The organism is Streptomyces sp. DG2A-72 (assembly GCF_030499575.1).
Classification (GTDB): Bacteria; Actinomycetota; Actinomycetes; order Streptomycetales; family Streptomycetaceae; genus Streptomyces.
Genome location: NZ_JASTLC010000001.1, coordinates 7,011,979 through 7,029,654, shown reverse-complemented (window position 1 = coordinate 7,029,654; position 17,676 = coordinate 7,011,979). Strand labels below are relative to the sequence as shown.

Here is a 17,676-nt window from a genome sequence, read left to right as displayed (position 1 = left end):
GCAGCCCAGCACTGCGAACATGACGAAAGCTCCGGATCGCTCCGGAGCTTTCGTGTGAGGACCGCGTGGGTCGGGAGGACCGCGTGGGTCGTTTCACTTTTCGGTGTCGTCCTCCTCCCCCAGACCCTTGAGGATCCGCTCGTTCATCTCCTGCTCCTGGCCGTCGATGCACTTCGCGTAGATTCTTCAGCAGGACATCGACCGAGTGCCCCGCGCGAGCAGCCATCTCCGGTGCGGGCACGCCGGAGTTGAGCCACTGGGAGACGCCCGCGTGCCGGAGGTCGTACGGGCGAGTTGTCAGGACGGAGGAGACCTGCTCGGGCGGGAACGCCAGGCTCCGAGCCTGCGTCCATGCACGTGAGTACGACGACGCGGCTACGACGTTGCCTCGCTCGCTGGAGAAGAGCCGGCCGTCCTCCGCCGGGCCGAACTCCTTGATGTGATCCTGGAGCATCCGCGCGAGCGGAGGGGGTATCGGCACGATGCGCACCTCACCGTCCGCCCGCTGCTTCAGACCGCGCCGGTCGTGTGCCTCGCCGGAGTCGGTCCACGCCTTCCCGGCGGTTGGCCGGGTCTCGGCCAGGTCGATCCGGCCCCATCCCTTCTCCGGGAGCGTGCAGTCCGACAGACGCAGGCCCAGCGCCTCACCGGGCCGCATGGCCGCGTAGTACAGGCAGCCGAAGAACGCCCGCAACCGTCGACCACTCGCCCGCTCGTACCCACCGACGTACGTCACCGCCGCCAGCAGTTCCCGCACCTGCCGAGGATTGACCACCACCCGGCGGTCGACTTCCTGGACGGCTCGCTTCCCCCGCTTGCGTCGCACCCGACTCAGCGGGTTCGAGGGCAGTATCTCCAACTCCACAGCGTACTCAAGGACGTTGAACACCACTGCACGACGACGCCGGTAGGTCTGCGTGGCCGCAGGCTTGCCGTCGAGCTTCCGGGTGAGCGCGTCGATCAGGTCATGCACTCGGGTGATCTCCTGGAGTTCCGCGACCGGCAGCGAGGCTTTCTCGATCCACTTCGCTGCCGCCGCGATCTCTTCGGGCCGCTCGCGCTCTCGCCGAGGCGGAGGAAGCACGTACGAGCGCAGCGCCCGCCGTAGATGGGTCGCAGCCGGCCGCCCGCGAACCGGCTTCACCAGCGCGGGCAGGACAGTCGCCAAGGCGTCGGTCATGGTGTCGCGCTGCTTGGCCAACGCCTCCGCCCACCGGGCATCGATGTACTTCAGCGCCAGCCCGAGCAGGGACAGCGCCGCCTTGCCCCCGCGTAACGAGTCCGGCAGGCCGGTCACGGTGTCGAACGGCTCGCCCTTGTCCGCCGCCCGAAGCAGCTTCGCGCGGAAGCGGTCCGCGAGCGCCTTCGTCTTGTGCGACTTGTGAAAGGGCTCGCCGTCGACGGACCAGCGGACGAGGTACGTCGGCTTCTTCGCGGAGCGGTTGATGCTGAGCTTCCAGATGACGACCTTGTACGACTTCACGGCGCCGCCCCCTGCGCCCGGTCCTCCAACCAGTCGTTGAGCACGTCTCGCCGAACCCGGAGCTCCCCGTTCGGGAGACGGATGCAGGGTGGAGCGAGTCGCAGTCCCGCCAGCGGTAGAAGGTGCGCCGCGAGATGCCGCCCAGTTCGTCGAGCACCTGGCGGACAGTGAGCAGTTCGGCCGTCTTCGCACGGCTGTCACGCGCCATGACGACCGCCGCCCTCCCGCACCGAAGCAGCCAGGAGCGCCGCCGCCGGTGAGTAGCCACGTCCGGCATAGCGCCACTGGCCGACCGTGATGGTCGGTTGGCCGGCCAGACCAAGGGACGCCCGTTGTTGCTCCGCGCGGTGATCGGCACGGGCCTGCCGGAGGGCGGTCAACGTGGTCGAGTAACGGCGCGACTTGGAGGAGAAGTGCCCGCCGTACCCGAGCCGTTCTCGGTGCTCATCGACACCAAGTACGAGGAGGCTCCGCCCCCGGCGCCGGAGCTGTACGCGGCGCTCGCCGATCTAGGCCACGAACCCCACTTCACGGAGTACGTCCGCATCCGCATGCCCCTACCGGACCAGGCCCATGCCCTCCGACTAGCGGACGGGGCACCCCTTCTGCACGTCATCCGCGTGACGCTCACGGAGGCAGACATGCCCCTGGCCCTGGAGGAGTTCCACCTGCCTGGCAACGAATTGGAGCTGTCGTTCAGGCTGTAGCCGAACCCGAGTTGGCTCAAACTTTCTTCACGTGATCAAGGCGGCTCGCTCCGCTCCCCGCGCGCGGCCCGGCCCCCGGCCGGGCCTGCGCTCCAGTCTCCGCCCCGCTCCAGCCCGGCCGCCGCCCGTTCCGCGCGCACAGCAATCAGCCGCCTGATGCCGGAGAGGGGGTACGTCGTGGCTGGGGCGGTCGGCTCCACGGCTTTACGGAGCCACTTTGGCGCGAGCCTCGAAGATCATGGCCCCAACGTCGTGCTTTCCCGGGCAGGTCCACAGACTGCCCGACGCGCCGGAAAGCTTACGGGGCCATGATCACTCGCGTCAAAGCAGCGCCACCCCAAAGCCATTCCGCCGACGTTGACAGGTAGCGCTAACCGTAGATGGCATTCCAGTCCCCATGCCTGTCCCTACCGACCCCCATTCGCAATCCCAAGCACACTGCGGGGCTGAACGTCGTACTCAATTCCCAGAAGCGCATCATTCCGCCTCCCCCGCCTGCATCCCCGGTTGCCCGGAACCCATCAGCAAGGGGGCGCAGGGTAGGGTCGTTTAGTGCAAGCCGTGCGTACAAATTGGCGATTAGCACCGCAACTGTAGGAGACTCCCCCGCATCCATTTGCATTACGGACGTTAGCGCCGCGCCATTCTCATGCCGGGTCGCTTCTTCAGCGTTCATGCGCAGCAAGACATCTTGAGGGATGAACGGAACTCTTGAGGTGCACCACATACCCAAATCCGAAACACACAGAAAATCCAGACTCTCCCTGGGATGTTTCGCATACCGCTTGTCCATTTCCATAGACAGGGTGTACACATTCCACGCGGCAGATGTTCCCGACTTCTTCCACGAATGCGAATGGGCCAGTAGGCCGACGGGGAATGGGGGTGTCATTTCATGTCTCGGCGTACCAAGCCAAGGCTTGATCCCCCTTTGAACTTTTGCAGCACGCTCAAAAGCGTCCCTTATTCCATCTCGATTCAGGGTCAGCTTTACGCTAAAAGCGGCTGCCACCCCACTGGCCAACACCTCTTCACGCTGTCTCAGCGCTTGCGGATAACTAGGCTGGAAAACTACGAGGTCAGTCTCAAAAACGTCACCATCTGGCACTTCCGGGATGATGTACTTCCTAGTCGCCACTTCATATTGGGGCGGTAGCCAGTCCCCGAGAATCCTTCTCCATGTCCCCTCACCTCCGTGTCCTGCCCGCTGCGGATCTGATCGAGCAGCCTCGTGAAGCCTCGCGTACTCCCGTTGTATATCCTCTTCTACGGATTGCAGCCATCGATGGTGCACATTCTTACTCATGATTACCCCAGCACACGGGTCACTTACCCGTTGACGTATTGAAATCATCATCGGGAACCTGGGCCAAGCCAGACGGTGGCCGGCCGTCTCCGCCCCGACGTGATCCACCCACATGCCGTGCGGACGGAGCAGCGGGACAGCCCTTAGGTGATCAAGCAGGAAGCCACGGCAGCGGCATCTTTTCGAGGGGAAGTCGGGAAAGTGTAAGGATAAGATCCTCTCGACGGAATTCGAGTCCAACCACAAGGAGGATCCGCGTATGTCTATCGAGCACCTCAATAAGTTCATCCGGGAGGCCCGCCACAGCCGGGATTGCCCAAGCCCCTTTCGGGAGGACCTCGTCGAGGTCAGCTTCTTTAACAGGCCGCTGTACGTGCACGGAAATTGGCTTGAAGGCTTTGAGCGGTCCTCTTGAGGAGCGCTCAGCCCACCTAATGATGCGCTCCCCCGCAAGTTCGAGGGCGCGCAACACTGTCAGTTCTGCAACAGCGGTAAACAAGATCAAACGATCTTCGTTTTGCACAGTTCACCTCCGGTCGTTCCGATATATCGTGCGATCCTGGAAGTTGTCGTCGCGGGCCCGGTCCGTGCAGCCATATTGCCCCCATAAAAGGGCACCTTGTCCGCGATCAACCTTAATCGTTCCATGCTTGAGTACGGGGGAGGACACTGCAACCCTGGCCTTCTGCGCCAAAAGTGCGAGGACTCTACCCATTACGTTCATATCGAGGCCGAAGCGACGACGTTCTTCTATTAGGCTTTGATCGAGATGCCGGCCGTAAAGACGTTCCGCACCCGGCTGATGGTCCAAAGCGGCTCTCGCTTGCCGGAGCTGCTCCAATGTCACTTCGCCGATCTCCTGGCGGTCATGACAACCGGAACGATGAGCGCGTTCACGACACAAGACGCCCATGTTCCACGGGTCGTGGAATAGCAGCGCAGCACGCCGTATGTCATTATCATCCTTGAGCCAAAGGGGATGTGTCTCGACCACGCGCCGGATAGTGGGCCAGTCCAGCAAATGGGCAATCTCTAGTTTCCGTACGGTCTTGTGGCAGATCATGCACTCGGGACTTAAGGCGTGAATCAGCCTCTCCGTGTCCGGCGGGAGTGGAGGCCGCTTTGCCTTTTCCCTCTCCCATGCGATCCAGCGTCGCTCCTGCCGCGTACGCCAAGCCGCACGCGGCCCCAGGCGCAGAATCACCGTCACGCCTGGGTAGCGCGCCTCTAAAGCCTTCACAAGTTGCTGCCCACTGACGAACGCGGGCTCGGCCAGATCTGGGAGTTCATCTCCAAAAGGCAGCTGGTCATCCCACCAGCCGCTGACACTTCGATGTGCATGACCCGCATCCGGAAGCTTGAGATTCGACTCAGCACCAGCCTGCTGCTCCTCGTTCGTGAAGGCGTACAGGACCAGCCGATCACCTCGCTGCCGAGGCAGCTTCGCACTTAGTTCCACAGCAAACCATGGTGACACTCCCTACTGACATCGACTCTGACTGCATGGTCGTCAGATCGTCACAGCTCTTGGGAGGATGACGAGCAGGACGACCATGATGCTGTCCGAGTACGAGCGGCCCCAACGGCCGGCTGAGCCTCACCGAAGCCCGCAGGAACTTCCGCGTGCTGAGGCCCGCGACGAGCGAACACCCTATGGCTTGACATCACCAGCTGACATCAACGTCATCGGACGACGGTGGACCCCAGCGATCGGAAACCGAACTATGAGCCGCCCGGTGAGTATGAATCCGGGCCCATCCGTGCGGCCGAGATCGAACTCCTAATACGTTGCTCAGCGCAGCAGCGGCGGCCCGGACCCATCGCGGCAGCGCTCCAGCCTCATTGCACGGGCCCCCAGAGAGGTGCCTCGATCTCTGCGCGCCCGTCCGCGCCAGCACTTGTGTCTGCTGAGCGGTCATGACCCCGGGCTTGAGATCACTCGAACCTGGGGCCGGACGCTGCAAAGCGCACCATACTGGGCGCAACTGAGGGAGGGGGCTTGGCCATGTTGAGACGGTGGGCACAGAGGCGTTACGACAAGGCACAGGCGGTGTACTGGCGAAGCATCGAGCCCACGCTTGAGCCTGGGGAACGGAAGATTGCAAGTGCGCCCGCACGGAACCTGTGGGACGGCCCTCAGGATGGTGTCCTCTTCCTCACAGACCGAACCATCTACTGGGGTGCATGGCTGGGACAGGGGAGACGGACCAGCCCCATGTTCGCCCAGGGCCTTCGGGAATGTCCGAGTGCGCGCATCGGTGAGCAAGGCACCTTGGACGTAGCAGTGAGTGGCGAGCGGGTTGGATCGTTCGTCTCGTTTGCGCCAGCTCCCGGCGCCCAGTGGAGCTTCACAGAGTTCTGCAAGAGCTTCGCCCAGGCTTTGGAGAACAGTCGGGAGTTGCCACCAGCCGCCGAGGCGCCACCTGCAGACTCGGCAAGTTAGGTAGCCACGGCGGGACCAGCGCCGACAAGGGCCAGCCTCCCCAAAGCGCTTCGAGACGAGGGACAGAGAGTCGTGCCATTCACGTGCCAGATCCAACGGGGACTCACGGGGAACAGCGGGGACCAAGCCACGGATCCGCCCAGGCTGGGACACGGTCCCGCCGCAGGTCAGAGCGGCAATCGACCTTAAAGAACCCAAGCTTCCCAAGCTCAGGGCGCTCATCCCGTTTGCAAGCACGTGGCCTCTTGGAACGCGCCCTGTGGACAGTTGCAGGTGAACCTCGGCTACGTGCAACTGTCCACGGTCGGGCGTCACCCCGTTCCGGCACGTTCCTTCGTTGATTGCCGGGGCGTCGGGCGGTCCAGGTGGACTACCACGGTGGTGTAGAAGCGGTGCACGGCGTCGTCGACGCTGCGGATGAAGCCGGACTCGGCGTTCCCACGGCTGCTTCCCATGCTTTTGAACAGGGACAGGCGGAAGCCGGTGATGTGGATGTCGTTGTTCTTCGGGAGCATGTCCGCCGGCTCCGGGCGGAGCCGTTCCAGCGTGCCCCGTGGTCCCCCGGTCTCTCCTTCGACCAGGGTTTCGATGTGGAGGTCTGCTGGTGCCTCGGCCAGGCGGCGGATGAGCCGCTTGGCCCAGGTCAGCGGGTAGCCTTGCTCGGGTGCGGGGATCTCGATGGAGTTGCGGAGTTTGCCGGTGCGCAGGTCGGCGCTGATCGCCAGAATTCCGGGTGCGCCCTCGATCCGGAGCTCTGCCTGAAGCCTGCCGTCGAGGCAAAGCTGATCGGTCAGGAGACTGCGGCGGGTTCTCGGATCAGCTCCACGCTTGGCGCGCTGAACGGGCAGTACCTTCTGTCCAAGTTCGCCACCAAGGCTGAGGCAGATCTGACGGATGAGCCGTTCCCAGCTCTCGACCACGTCCAGGGCACGCGCATCACCCTGGCACAGGGTCTCGTCATCGATTCCGTTGCGCACGGGGACCCAGGCCGCCCCCATGTTCTGGAAGCCGTGGCAGCCGGAGTTCTCATGCCGCAGGTAGTACAGCAGTTCCTGGAGCAGCCACGCATGTGCCTTGTCCCCGACACCCTCGTGCCGGATCAGCATCTGTGCCTGGTGTGTGACTTCGGCCCAGGACAGATGCCAAAAAGCCACCTTGTGCTTGCGCCGTCCGTCAATCTTGACGTCGACGAGCGGGCTGCCTTCCAGCGCGACGTCGTTCGACAGTGTGATCACGGCCTCGTAGCCACGGCGTGCGGCGATGTCCACGTATGCCTGCACCTGCTCAGGCTTGAGCGCGTTGCCGTTGGTCTTGGTCTCCACCAGCGCGGTCCACAGTTTGCCGGCCCGCTCGACACGGACCACCCCGTCGGGGCGTCGCGGTGTATCGCCGTGCGGTAGGGAGACCTCGGTGAACGTCTCCATACGGCCCGACGGTGCTCCGAACGCCGCCGTGAGTCTCCGGCCGAACTCCGGCACCTGCGCCATCACCGACAGCAGTACCGACGTAGCGCGCATTTCCCGGTCCCGGTCGCTCTTGAGTACCGACACCGGAAAGAGTCTGGCCTGCTTCCAGGACTCATTGTCCGCCAGAGACTTCCTGGCCGCCCTGGGCACAGTGACCTTCTTCTTCGCAGTGCGAGGCCGTGCCGCCTTCTTTGGCCCCACCTCATCGCCAGACGGGCGGGGAGCCGGAACCAAGCCTGGTGTCACCTGCTGTTCCTGCTCAACGGCCGGAGCCGGAACAGCCGTATCAGCCTGCTCACTGCTCTCTGTAACGACGTTCAGCGCTTCCTCTGCGCTCGCGTCGTCATCGATGTCGACACCGAAGTCCGCCGCCAGACCGGCCAGGGCGGTGTCATAGCCCTGTCCGACAGCACGGAACTTCCACTCTTCCCCACGCCGGTACAACTCGCCGAAGATGATCGCGCTCACCGTGCCGGCGTCATCGATGGCGAACCTGAGAAGGCTCTCCCCTCCCCCATCGACCAGTGTCATCTTCAGGTCTTCCAGCTCCCCGAAGCCGGCTCCCTCATAGCGGCTCGCCGCCACGACGATCCGGTCGATGCCGGACGGGACCGCGGTCAGGTCGAAGCTGATCCGGTCCTCGTCGCCGCTTTCCGTCGGCGTCTTCCCCAGCAGTTGCACACTCCCGTCAGCGGCAACCGGGTTGTTGTAGAAGTAGAAGTCGCTGTCACTGCGCACTTTGCCGTTGGCATCCAGCAGCAGGACGGAGACGTCCGCATCGCCTTCACCGGTCGGGCTGACCCAACTCAAACTCACAATCACCGAACTGGCGTTCTCGCTCAGCGCCGACAGCGCCACGTTCGAGCCCTTGACCATCTCATGCATGAAACCCCCCAGATCTCGCAACTCGGGCACTTGGCTGCCCCCACCCAAGCCACCCACTCCACGCCATCGTCATGTGACGTATGGCACAACAAAGGACTGTAGTACCCGATAGCGAGACCGTGGGAGCGTCCGGAAATAACAAGCAGCGACAACCAAGGGGCAACAGAGCAGCTCCACAAGCCCCGTTAGCCTCGACCGAGGGAACACACCGCGGATGTGGATCAAGGAGCATCGCTCACGGACCTGCCGAGGCAGCCCCGCCGTCTCACTTTCCGTCTCATTCGCCTGCGTTCACGGCCGTTCAGACGAGACCCGAAGCCGTCCCAGTGCCGACGGCCAGCCACCCATGAACCCAGATGAACGCCCCCGAGCGACGCCCGCCACCCCACCAACACAGTTGGAAAGCGTGTTGGTCTGACGCTCGACACCATCGAGATGCCGACGGCACAGAGTTCACCTTGAGCCGTGCCCTGGCCCGTCAGGCGCACGTCCAGTTCGGCAAGTAGGGCTGACGAAGCCTCGACGACACAGCTACCCTGAAAGAGCCTCATCTCAAGGTAGGACCGGGGCCTTTGGACGAGCGGACAACGTGCGCCCCGGGGGGCCTACGTCGTCCGCGTAGGTCCCGGTCCGATGAGATGAGGTGGCAGGGATGGTCAGTACGGACACCAGCCAGGTGAGATCTGGGTGGTTACGTAAGGCAGCTTCTCGGTTGGCCATCGCTCTCGGGGTGAAAACCCTGTGGGCGGGGATCGTGAAGCTGTTCGACCACAATGGAGTTGATCTGTAACTCCATAGTGAGGCGGGTGGGATTCGTCCCAACCACCCCCGGGCCTGGTCGCTTTCGATCGACCGGGCAGCAGGCCCGCCTCACGCCCTGTCCCCCACTCTCCACCGGTTTCGGTAATCGGACTTGGGCCCTTCAGCGAACCGTGCACGAGGCTGCCGTTGCGGTACAGCAACGAAGTACAGCAACCCCAACCGGCAGCACCCAACACTGACTCTCATGGCCCTCCCGACAGCCTGTATGGCCTTCAATGACCGGTCTTTACAGAGCTACGGATCAGAAGGTGCGCGTGCCCCATCCGTGCCCGATCGTGCGGGAAACCACGGTGGCGAGCGGGCACCCGCAGCACAACGGCCCCTGACCGATTACCTGGTCAGGGGCCGTTCACCTGCGCGGTGGGTGTGGGATTTGAACCCACGGTGACTCGCGCCACGACGGACGCTGGCCCGCGGATGGCTCACAACGGCGCTGAGCAACGAGATCACAAGAGCCTCAACCACAAACGTGATGCGCCACTAGGGAGACCTTCAGTGAATGCAGTGCTGCGGGCTCAGTATGTCGCTACCCTTCTCGCACACACCTGTGCGAGGGGGACAGATGTCAACTTTTCTCAGCGCTTTCGATGGTCATTGGCGCCGCCCATCAACGGACTATCAACACGCTGTTAGAAGCTATCGAATTTCGGTAGACACGAACGTGCTACTTGAGCTATACCGTTTTACGCCAATGGCTCGCGAAGAACTACTGATGGTACTTCGCCACCTAAGGGATCGACTTTGGATTCCGCATCAAGTCGCAAAGGAGTACTACGGTAGAAGAGTCTCGGCAGTAAAGGAGCACCTTACTCTCTACGACTCAGTACCGGACACGCTCGAAGAACACAGGAGGAAAGTGATCCAAGAGCTCAACACATTCTCTAAACGATGCTCAATCAGTGATTCCAATAGAGAGAAACTCATCAAGCCAATCGAGCAAGCCTTCCAACAGGCGAAGACCGAGATTGGTAAGCACCGCGATGCATTCGATCTAACGCTTGAGCGTGTAATCGACGCGGACCCCGTACTCGCGGCACTAGCCGAAATTTTCGCCGAGAGAACAGGTGTAGAGTTCAATAAAGAAGCTGCATCGAAGCATCTAAGGGAATTCGAAAGGCGTGTCACGGAAAGGATCCCACCGGGCTACAAGGATGCAGGAAAATCAGAAAATTCTCACGGCGACTTCTTCGTTTGGGAGCAACTACTTGCCGAGTCGGCCAAGGAATGCGAACCCCTCCTATTTGTCACTAATGACGCCAAAGAAGACTGGGTCAGAAAGGAAGCCGGGCTACTGGTAGGCGCCCGTCCAGAGCTAGTAGCGGAATTTGAGGTTCGCTGCCAGTCGGATTTTCTCATCGTGCAGCTTGGCCGATTTCTGCAGATCGCCAAGGAGGAACTGGGCGTATCTGTCAGCGAATCCACGGTTGCGCAAGCCGAGAATTCAGTTGAGCAACCCCTAGTGAGATCCTACAGCTTGGAGCTCCCCAAGGGCGCCTTCGTGGATCTGCTCGACCGGCTACACGCCAGAGCCCGAATGGACACTAGTAAGTTGAGCGACCTATCCGAAAATCAAAAAAGAGAGATGCGTCGAGAGGCGCTCAAAGCCGGCGTCGTCTTGGATAACATCAAATATACCGCCAAGACCAAAGGGAGCCGCATGTCATTTAGGCTGGATCCAGAAGAAATGGAGATAGTCGAATCCATTCGACACCGAGACCAAGAAGATGCGCACGATATAGAATTTGAGACTCACATCCCAGGGGCGCGAGCTCTTCAGCACGAAATTAAACGCCTTGAGGTTGACGTTAAGCGGCTCCAGAACGACACGGAGGCTACAGCAGAAGCCGCTTACGCTCAGGAGCTACTAAGCGATCTAAGAGCCCAACTGCAGAGATATGCGCCCCGGAATTTGAGCCCTTCGGACATTTGAACTACGGTGCCGAGTGCTTGCATAGCCGCCGACGACGATGGAGACGGCGGCTATGCAAAGAACAATCGGTATGACCGTCGTTGACCGATCCGGCTAGAGCCACGGATCAGAAGGCTTCTGACATCCATGGCTGACATCAACGACGCCGGACGGGGGTGTACACCAACAACCCTGTCCGGCTGTCGCGCCAGTCGACGACAGCCGCCGGAGCGGACTCGGATCGAACTCCTAAAGCGGTGCTCACCAGGCTCGGCCCTGCTGCGGACGTGCCAAGTAGGGTGCCTCTCATGACCACTTCTCCTGATCACGTCGACAGCAGAGAAGACCTGGCTGCCTTCGTCCGTGCCCTCCACCGGAGCCACACCGAGGAGGGCCATTCATGGGAGAACGCGGACCTCGCGAGTTTCTTGGAGGCGCTGGCAGCATGGATCGACGACGCGGACGGCTGGTACAACAACGCCGCCCGCAATCTGCCCGCCGGCGGTGACTGGAGCTTCTTCGCACGAGCTCTACGAGCTGCGACCACCTACGAGTAGTCCGTGGCTCACGGCAGACGCACAGATCGGACGGCCGCGCCCGTGCCAGAAACGTGCCAGATCGTGCGGGGAACCACGGGGAATGACGGGGACCAGGCCGCCGGTCAGTCAGGCCCCGCGCCCGTTCCGCCGCAGTTCAGCCAAGCTGCCTCCCACCGAGAACCTGAGCTTCCCAAGCTAAGCAGCCGAGCTGCTCCTCCGAATGCCAGGCAGTAGGGTCGATCCCCGGGGGATGAGATGAGGTCTCTGGCGATCACGTGGACGCTGCACAGCCATGGTTGGGCCGACGTCAAGGTGGCTGACGATCAAGGCGAGGCAGAGGTCATCGCTTCGTATGTCACTGATGGCCCCGAGCAGTTCCTGTATGCCGTTGCCCGGCTGATCCTGGGTGACGAAGACACACGCGCCGAGCTCGAAGGAGAACCCCAGGTCTATCGATGGGTCTTCCATCGCGACGGCCCCGAAGTCGATATCCGCTTGATCAGGGCCGACGACGACCGGACGCCAGACAGTTCGGGAGCCCTTCTCTGGTCAGGCCGTCACTCGGTCACGGCATTGGCCCGGTCGGCTGTGCGCGCCTTCGACCGGATCGTTCACGAACTGGGCGAGGAGTCCTACGAGGACCAGTGGGGCCGACCGTTTCCCCGAACCGAACTCGAAGCCCTGAGGATCGCGATGCGGACGCACCTATACGGCACACCCACTCCTGATGTCACTTCGTGACATCAAGGGCAGCAGGAGCGGGCCACTCATCGGCCGTCTTATTTTCCGTCTCATTCAGCCCCGTTCACGGCCGTTCAAGCGAGACCCGGAGCCGTCCCACACCGACGTCCAGCCGTCCATGAAGGCAGGTGAACACCCCCGCACACACCCCACCGCCCCACCGCCCCACCGCCCCACCGCCCCACCGCCCCACCGCCCCACCAACACAGTTGGAAAGCGTGTTGGTCGATGCCACCTCACGCGCGGGCCGTGGATGGCCGGGCAAGGTATCGGCTGAGTCCCAGTTCCATAACGGCATGGCCAGGCCAGCCTACAAGCTCCACAATTCCCGATCATGGAGTGGCTTTCACTGACAATCGCACTGGTCCCTGCTGCGCTTGCGTGGGGCATCACCGTCTGGCAGGTACGGACACAGCGAGTCCGCCAGGTCGAGGACGTCTACGTGACTCGCTACTGGTCGTTGCTGGACAGACTGTCGACTTCCACCCTTCGCGGTATGGACGGACACACGCTCACGCCTCAAGCGGAGATGGCAATCCGGCTGTACTTTCGCCTCAGCGAGGATGAGGCCGATCTGCGTGCTCAAGGCTGGGTTTCCGACGACACTTGGCGCGATTGGAGCGGCGCAATCTCTTCACAGATGCATCGCCAGCCCTTCGAGCGCCTATGGGCCGAGACCCTGGAGGACTCCGACGCCGGGCGCGATTACGAGTTCAGGCACCTGCGCGAGCTGTGGCGTGACCGCAGCTACGATCCTTCGCCGACTGACAGTGTCCGAAGATGGTTGCGCCGGGCCCCAGGGCGGAACTCCACAGGGTGATCGCGGCAGCTGGACTTGCCGTAACTGAGGTCGCCGCTGCACCACAACCGCACCAGATCGAGCGGGGAACAGCGGGGAATCACGGGGAAAGCAGCTGCCGCCGACGCGGCTGTAGTTACGCCGTCCGTCCAGGTCAACGTCCCAATCGGCCTCAAATGCCCGCAGCTTCCCAAGCTGATGGTCGGGCAGCTCAGTACGGCCGCGGAATCTCGTGCTCGTTCAACGCAGCCTCGTACCGCGCCAACAGCGCATCCAGGTCGGCCAGGAGAAGGCCGGCGGAGTCCCGAGCTTCATCCAAGTCGCCACGTTCGCAGGCCTCCACTACCTCGGCCACGTCGCTGCGGAGGACGCGAAGGGAGTCGCCCTGCACCAGGACTCCGGGGAACCGTCTGCCGGGCATGCGGACTACGGCGTCGTTGCCACCGTCTGTGAACAGCTCGGCCTCAATGCGCTCCATCGGTCCATCCAACCTGACATCACCAGCTGACATCAACGGCGATGGACGCAGGCGGCCCTGTCCAACCACACACGCCATACCGGTAGGACTGCGAGGGCCGTATGGGAGCCGCGTGATTGAACTCCTAAAGCGGGTGTCGCGGGTTCGATTCCTGCCAGGGCACCTGGGCACCAGAGGACAGTCCGTACCGATCATGATGCGGAGCCTTAGTCCTCGCCCACCTGCAACAACACCACCGTGAACTGATCGCCAGCCCCCGCAACGACACCATCGAAGGTGTGCCGGGTGACCGGGTTCCATGCCCGTGCCCGGGGCGAGAGGTCGGTGATGTTCGTGTACCAAGCGACCTCGTAGCCGAGCAGACGGACAACACGTTCCGCCGCTCTACGGGCATGGGTGCGGTCTCGGCGTTCTGAGCTCGGGAGCACGAGGTCATCGGCCGCCAGGTAGGTCAGAAGCTCCACTGCGCGCTCAGCGTCGATCTGCACGAGCGCGTCGTCGATCTCTACTGGTGTGTCCGGGCCGACTGCGCCCTCCACTGCATAGTGCTTCCAAGCCTCTTCGGCCTCGGCGGACGAGTTCCGGAACGGATCCGCCGGCCTCCTCGACCACACGGCCAAAGACCCCCTCTTCTCGCGCCAAAGAGCCCGTAAGAGCCCGCAGTTCCGCAGCTACGTCCACCGTGCCATTCTCTACTGGACCAACCCAGACCAGACCGTGGCTTGCCCCATCCTGCGATCGGACGGTGAGTGTCTAACTGCGTGACAACGCCCACGAACAGCGGCGGACGCCCGCGAACGTCTGCGGACCATCAACGCAGGTGAGAGACACACCAGCCCAAGGGACCACCCTCACCCGAGTTGCTTCGGGACAAAGAGGTCGTGAGCTAAAGGTCGTCGCGCTCGATCAGTGAGCCATCAGGGCTCAGTGTGTAGAAGCGCGGCGGATCCATGGTTTCCACGGCTCTGCGCAGCTCCGCTGCCTGCTCTGCGGGGTCACGCTCGTGTGGGTCCCACACGTGGAATCCGTGGAGTCGGATGTTGTCTGCGTCGACGTCGTCCGGCTCGGGAAATCCCTCCTGGATGAAGCCGCAGAGCGCTCGCAGTGCGTCTTCGCCCAGCTCCAAGGGGTGAAAGGGCAGGGCGTACGGCTCTTCCTCCTCGCCGGGCCAGGGGATGATGTCCGCCGGGCGGTCCCCGGCCCAGTAGGGCAGCTCGAAGGGGAGCGGTTCGCCGATGTTCTCGATGATGCCGCTGTCCGGCGACAGGCTCAGGGAGCGGACCAGGCGCCCGTCCTCCCACACGGCGAACGCCAGCCAGTCGACGACACTGTGCATGGCGTGCAAGACGAGCCGTCGGCCGGCACTTGCCGCCACGAGGTGCTCCGGAAGCTGCGAGGGGGCGTCGATCATCACCCTCTGATCACCGATGACATCCACGCCCGGCCAGCTGGCTGCGTACGCCGTCCCCCTCGGCGGGTACACGCCGTCGTAGAGGTTCGAGCCCTCGCGCTCCTCGATCTCCCCGCCTGGGTACAGCCGCCGCATCATGGTGGCCGTATCGTGAAGGTCCGCCGCCCCCACGCGTCGCAGCAACCCCGGTACGTCGCCGTCGGCGTACACCAGCAGTCCCGTCTTGGCCCCCAAAGCCCCTCCCCAGAACAATGCCCTTGATGGCGGACGCACCATAGCCGCAGGCACTGACAACAAGGGACCGGGAGTCGTGCCATTCGCGTGCCAGGTCCAGAGGGGACTCACGGGGAACAGCGGGGACCAGGCCACGGATCCCCCGAAGTCGGAGCATCGTCCCGCCGCAGGTCAGCCCAGTAATCGGCCCGAGAAGACCCAAGCTTCCCAAGCCGAGAGTCTTCACGGCAGCATGGTCTGCTGACCATAGGGGGCATCGTGGGGAACAAGGAGACAGAGCAGGCCGCGATTAGGCACGTGATGGCCTTGGAACGAGCCGCTGGCCGCGATCCCAAGGACGTCCGCACCTCGGGCCTCCCGTACGACGTCGAAAGTCTGCCTCGCCTGATCGAGGTGAAGGCCTTCAGCCGCACGGCGCGCAGCGAAGCGCTGCCGCTGGAGCACCGGCAGGTGGAGGCCGCCAGGGCGAACCCCGAGCACTACTACCTCTATGTGGTCGACAACCTTGCGGGCGCGCAAGGAGCCGAGATCAGTGTGCGCATCCTGCACGGTGGGGCACTGTTGGCGATGATCGAGCGAACCCAGCCCCAGATCACGTACTGGCCCACGTTCAGGGCAGCCGAGTATGACCACGCGGAGCGGCTGCAATGAGCGCTGCGGTACAGCAACCATCGTGACCGCAGCCGAGACTGACTGAGCAGCGCATCGGACCCCCGATGACCTCCCAGCCGAGAGTTCGGGACCAAGCGGTCGTGCCAGGCTGTGCGGGAACCACAGGGAATAACGGGGACCGGGCCGCCGGCCAGTCAGACCCCGTAGCCACTCCGCCACAGGTCAGCCCAGCAACCACCCGTAGATAGCCCAAGCTTCCCAAGCTGATGGCGGTTGCCCTGCCGTTCGTCCGGGCTGCGGCGCTGGGGCGCCGGTCCCGGCCGAGCGGCAGGGCAACCGACCGCCGAGAAGCAGGTCAAGCCACAGGCGTTTCCCAGGGAGGGAGCAGCGGCGCGTCACGCGATTCCGCGGCCAGTCCGGCCGCGATCAGCCTCGCCAGCAGCTCCGCCGCTTCAGGGCGAACGGTCCCTAGCTGCACCAACCCGTCACCGAAGACGTTCACGTCGGCCACCAGACCGGGAAAGTCGGAGTCCAGACCGAGTAGCACGAGCTGATCAGCCAGGGCGCCGGCGCTACGTCGTGCGCGATTCCAGCCGCGTACGTAGGGCACGCCGGGCGACAGGTTCTCCGCTCGCTTGGCTACCACTCCGCGGCGGTCGGTCATGGCGTCAGGCCCTTCCCTTGCGTTCTTCGGTGATGGTCGGCTCGTGCTCGTCGTCATGGTCTCGGCCGAAGCCGCTTGCCAGGGCCAGACGCAGGAGCTCTGCGAGACGCTCGGCCGTGGCGGGGGACACTCGGCCCAGTTCGACGAGGCCGTGCCCGAAGGCGTTCAAGTCCGCGCGCAGGTAGGGGAAGTCCTTCTCCAGGCCAGCGCGCACGAGGACGTCCCGCAGTGCGGTAGTCGCGTTTCGGGTCGCGTACCAGCCGTCGCTGTCGAGAGGCGACCACGCGGCAGCGTCTCGACCGTCGGTCGGCTCATCCGGCATCCGTGTTCGTCTCCTCGGGGAGGGCAGCGACCGCCGCGTAGGGCGTCGGGTACTGCTCGTCGAAGCGGTCGATGCGCGCCAGGAGTTCCACGGAGGCAACGAGCGCGGTTGCGAGGGCGACGGGGCGCAGCGGATTGGCCTCCGGCCGGCGTGTGGGGGCGCGGAGCCACTGATAGCGGTCATCGGACAGTGGGATGGGGCCGGGGACAACAACGGCGCAGCCGCGGCCGAGGTACCGGTGCGGCGGTGTCGATGACGTTTCGCGTTCCAGGTAGTGCGTGAAGGTCTCGCGGCTCTCCGAGCCGAGGAAGAACCCCACGCGCTGGGCCTTGCGGTCGACGACCGTCGGTCCGAACGGCATCCCACTTCGTAGGAGGCGGTCGAACATCTCCGTCCCGAGGCGTTGTTCGACGCTCACCACGTCGAAGAAGCGGCCGGTCGACAGCAGGCACGGCATCCGAGGATCGTCCGCCCATACTTGTCGGCACTCCGCAGGGTTGTCCGCTGCTGCGGACAGCCACTCCACGCCCCTCCTGGTCATCCTCTGCACTTCATCTCACCTCGGTCGGGTTCAGTTGCGGCCGCAATGCCGCCCTGCGTCCAGACTCAGGAGCGATACCCCGGCCGGGGCAGATGACGAGGGGTGACGGGGGATGACGCGTCGCGCGTGGACGCGTCATCCCCCGTCACAAGTCAACGACCATGGATCTTCAGTTACTTGCAGCGCGCGGCGATGAACAGCGCGTACATTCGGTCGTGAGGCCGAAGAGTCGTGCGCCGCAGAAGTCGCATCTATGGACAGGCGGGGAGGGAATGGTCACGCCTTCGCTGGAGCCGATCAGCGTTCGCTTACGG

At 63.5% G+C, this 17,676-nt stretch carries 16 protein-coding genes and 3 pseudogenes; 6 read left to right on the top strand and 13 right to left on the bottom strand.

Going from position 1 to position 17,676, the window contains the following annotated elements:
* Positions 1-93 precede the first annotated feature (93 nt).
* The 3 pseudogenes from QQY66_RS33515 to QQY66_RS33505 form a co-directional block, all read right to left on the bottom strand.
* A pseudogene (locus QQY66_RS33515) lies at positions 94-1,483 on the bottom strand (tyrosine-type recombinase/integrase).
* Positions 1,480-1,691 (bottom strand): annotated as a pseudogene (locus tag QQY66_RS33510) (helix-turn-helix transcriptional regulator). Before QQY66_RS33510 ends, QQY66_RS33515 begins: the two co-directional pseudogenes overlap by 4 nt.
* Positions 1,681-1,914: pseudogene (locus tag QQY66_RS33505) on the bottom strand (replication initiator); the annotation flags it as partial. The pseudogenes QQY66_RS33510 and QQY66_RS33505, both read right to left, overlap by 11 nt.
* Between QQY66_RS33505 and QQY66_RS33500 the strand changes: the two are divergent.
* Positions 1,831-2,190 (top strand): UTRA domain-containing protein, encoded by a 360-nt coding sequence (locus QQY66_RS33500; RefSeq protein WP_367667096.1) that lies wholly within the window; start codon positions 1,831-1,833, stop codon positions 2,188-2,190. The pseudogene QQY66_RS33505 and the gene QQY66_RS33500 sit on opposite strands and share 84 nt — an antisense overlap.
* Before the next feature lie 370 nt (positions 2,191-2,560).
* On the opposite strand, the gene QQY66_RS50520 is transcribed toward QQY66_RS33500, so the two are convergent.
* From QQY66_RS50520 to QQY66_RS33485, 4 genes are all read right to left on the bottom strand, one after another.
* Complete coding sequence (locus QQY66_RS50520; RefSeq protein ID WP_367667011.1) at positions 2,561-3,496, bottom strand: DUF6602 domain-containing protein; 936 nt, start codon at positions 3,494-3,496, stop codon at positions 2,561-2,563.
* A 151-nt stretch (positions 3,497-3,647) separates the two neighbouring features.
* Positions 3,648-3,995, bottom strand: coding sequence for a hypothetical protein (locus QQY66_RS33495; RefSeq protein WP_301984049.1), 348 nt, complete (start codon positions 3,993-3,995; stop codon positions 3,648-3,650).
* A 27-nt stretch (positions 3,996-4,022) separates the two neighbouring features.
* Positions 4,023-4,955, bottom strand: a complete 933-nt coding sequence (locus QQY66_RS33490; RefSeq protein ID WP_301984048.1) for a hypothetical protein — start codon at positions 4,953-4,955, stop codon at positions 4,023-4,025.
* A gap of 1,295 nt (positions 4,956-6,250) precedes the next feature.
* Positions 6,251-8,290, bottom strand: a complete 2,040-nt coding sequence (locus tag QQY66_RS33485; RefSeq protein WP_301984047.1) for a TerD family protein — start codon at positions 8,288-8,290, stop codon at positions 6,251-6,253.
* Positions 8,291-9,611: 1,321 nt separating this feature from the next.
* Here QQY66_RS33485 and QQY66_RS33480 point away from each other — a divergent pair.
* The 4 genes from QQY66_RS33480 (at position 9,612) to QQY66_RS33465 (ending at position 13,121) form a co-directional block, all read left to right on the top strand.
* A complete protein-coding gene (locus QQY66_RS33480; RefSeq protein ID WP_367667010.1) occupies positions 9,612-11,042 on the top strand; it encodes a PIN domain-containing protein in 1,431 nt (476 codons plus the stop codon).
* A 287-nt stretch (positions 11,043-11,329) separates the two neighbouring features.
* Positions 11,330-11,578 (top strand): hypothetical protein, encoded by a 249-nt coding sequence (locus QQY66_RS33475; RefSeq protein WP_301984045.1) that lies wholly within the window; start codon positions 11,330-11,332, stop codon positions 11,576-11,578.
* Positions 11,579-11,815: 237 nt separating this feature from the next.
* Positions 11,816-12,301, top strand: a complete 486-nt coding sequence (locus QQY66_RS33470) for a hypothetical protein (RefSeq protein WP_301984043.1) — start codon at positions 11,816-11,818, stop codon at positions 12,299-12,301.
* A 334-nt stretch (positions 12,302-12,635) separates the two neighbouring features.
* Positions 12,636-13,121 carry a hypothetical protein gene (locus QQY66_RS33465; protein ID WP_301984042.1) on the top strand — a complete coding sequence of 162 codons (486 nt, stop codon included), beginning with the start codon at positions 12,636-12,638 and terminating at the stop codon, positions 13,119-13,121.
* A gap of 190 nt (positions 13,122-13,311) precedes the next feature.
* On the opposite strand, the gene QQY66_RS33460 is transcribed toward QQY66_RS33465, so the two are convergent.
* The 3 genes from QQY66_RS33460 to QQY66_RS33450 all read right to left on the bottom strand — a co-directional run bounded on the left by QQY66_RS33460 (position 13,312) and on the right by QQY66_RS33450 (position 15,223).
* Complete coding sequence (locus QQY66_RS33460; protein ID WP_301984040.1) at positions 13,312-13,578, bottom strand: hypothetical protein; 267 nt, start codon at positions 13,576-13,578, stop codon at positions 13,312-13,314.
* Positions 13,579-13,784: 206 nt separating this feature from the next.
* Positions 13,785-14,198 (bottom strand): hypothetical protein, encoded by a 414-nt coding sequence (locus QQY66_RS33455; protein WP_301984039.1) that lies wholly within the window; start codon positions 14,196-14,198, stop codon positions 13,785-13,787.
* A 266-nt stretch (positions 14,199-14,464) separates the two neighbouring features.
* Entirely contained in the window at positions 14,465-15,223 is a 759-nt protein-coding gene (locus tag QQY66_RS33450) for a hypothetical protein (RefSeq protein WP_301984038.1), read from the bottom strand.
* A gap of 258 nt (positions 15,224-15,481) precedes the next feature.
* On the opposite strand from QQY66_RS33450, the gene QQY66_RS33445 reads away from it, so the two are divergent.
* Entirely contained in the window at positions 15,482-15,874 is a 393-nt protein-coding gene (locus QQY66_RS33445; protein WP_301984037.1) for a DUF3883 domain-containing protein, read from the top strand.
* Positions 15,875-16,190: 316 nt separating this feature from the next.
* Here the strand turns inward: QQY66_RS33445 and QQY66_RS33440 are convergent, their stop codons facing one another.
* The 3 genes from QQY66_RS33440 to QQY66_RS33430 are packed head-to-tail and all read right to left on the bottom strand — an operon-like array spanning position 16,191 to position 17,371.
* A complete protein-coding gene (locus QQY66_RS33440) occupies positions 16,191-16,499 on the bottom strand; it encodes a hypothetical protein (RefSeq protein WP_301984036.1) in 309 nt (102 codons plus the stop codon).
* A gap of 4 nt (positions 16,500-16,503) precedes the next feature.
* Positions 16,504-16,821 (bottom strand): hypothetical protein, encoded by a 318-nt coding sequence (locus tag QQY66_RS33435; RefSeq protein WP_301984035.1) that lies wholly within the window; start codon positions 16,819-16,821, stop codon positions 16,504-16,506.
* Positions 16,811-17,371 carry a bifunctional DNA primase/polymerase gene (locus QQY66_RS33430; protein ID WP_301984034.1) on the bottom strand — a complete coding sequence of 187 codons (561 nt, stop codon included), beginning with the start codon at positions 17,369-17,371 and terminating at the stop codon, positions 16,811-16,813. Before QQY66_RS33430 ends, QQY66_RS33435 begins: the two co-directional genes overlap by 11 nt.
* Positions 17,372-17,676 lie beyond the last annotated feature (305 nt).

Coding starts and splice junctions, on each gene's coding strand:
- QQY66_RS33435 (WP_301984035.1), bottom strand. CDS start 16,821: ATGCCGGATGAGCCGACCGACGGTCGAGACGCTGCCGCGTGGTCGCCT.
- QQY66_RS33480 (WP_367667010.1), top strand. CDS start 9,612: ATGCAGTGCTGCGGGCTCAGTATGTCGCTACCCTTCTCGCACACACCT.
- QQY66_RS33465 (WP_301984042.1), top strand. CDS start 12,636: ATGGAGTGGCTTTCACTGACAATCGCACTGGTCCCTGCTGCGCTTGCG.
- QQY66_RS33470 (WP_301984043.1), top strand. CDS start 11,816: ATGAGGTCTCTGGCGATCACGTGGACGCTGCACAGCCATGGTTGGGCC.
- QQY66_RS50520 (WP_367667011.1), bottom strand. CDS start 3,496: ATGAGTAAGAATGTGCACCATCGATGGCTGCAATCCGTAGAAGAGGAT.
- QQY66_RS33440 (WP_301984036.1), bottom strand. CDS start 16,499: ATGACCGACCGCCGCGGAGTGGTAGCCAAGCGAGCGGAGAACCTGTCG.
- QQY66_RS33460 (WP_301984040.1), bottom strand. CDS start 13,578: ATGGAGCGCATTGAGGCCGAGCTGTTCACAGACGGTGGCAACGACGCC.
- QQY66_RS33475 (WP_301984045.1), top strand. CDS start 11,330: ATGACCACTTCTCCTGATCACGTCGACAGCAGAGAAGACCTGGCTGCC.
- QQY66_RS33485 (WP_301984047.1), bottom strand. CDS start 8,290: ATGCATGAGATGGTCAAGGGCTCGAACGTGGCGCTGTCGGCGCTGAGC.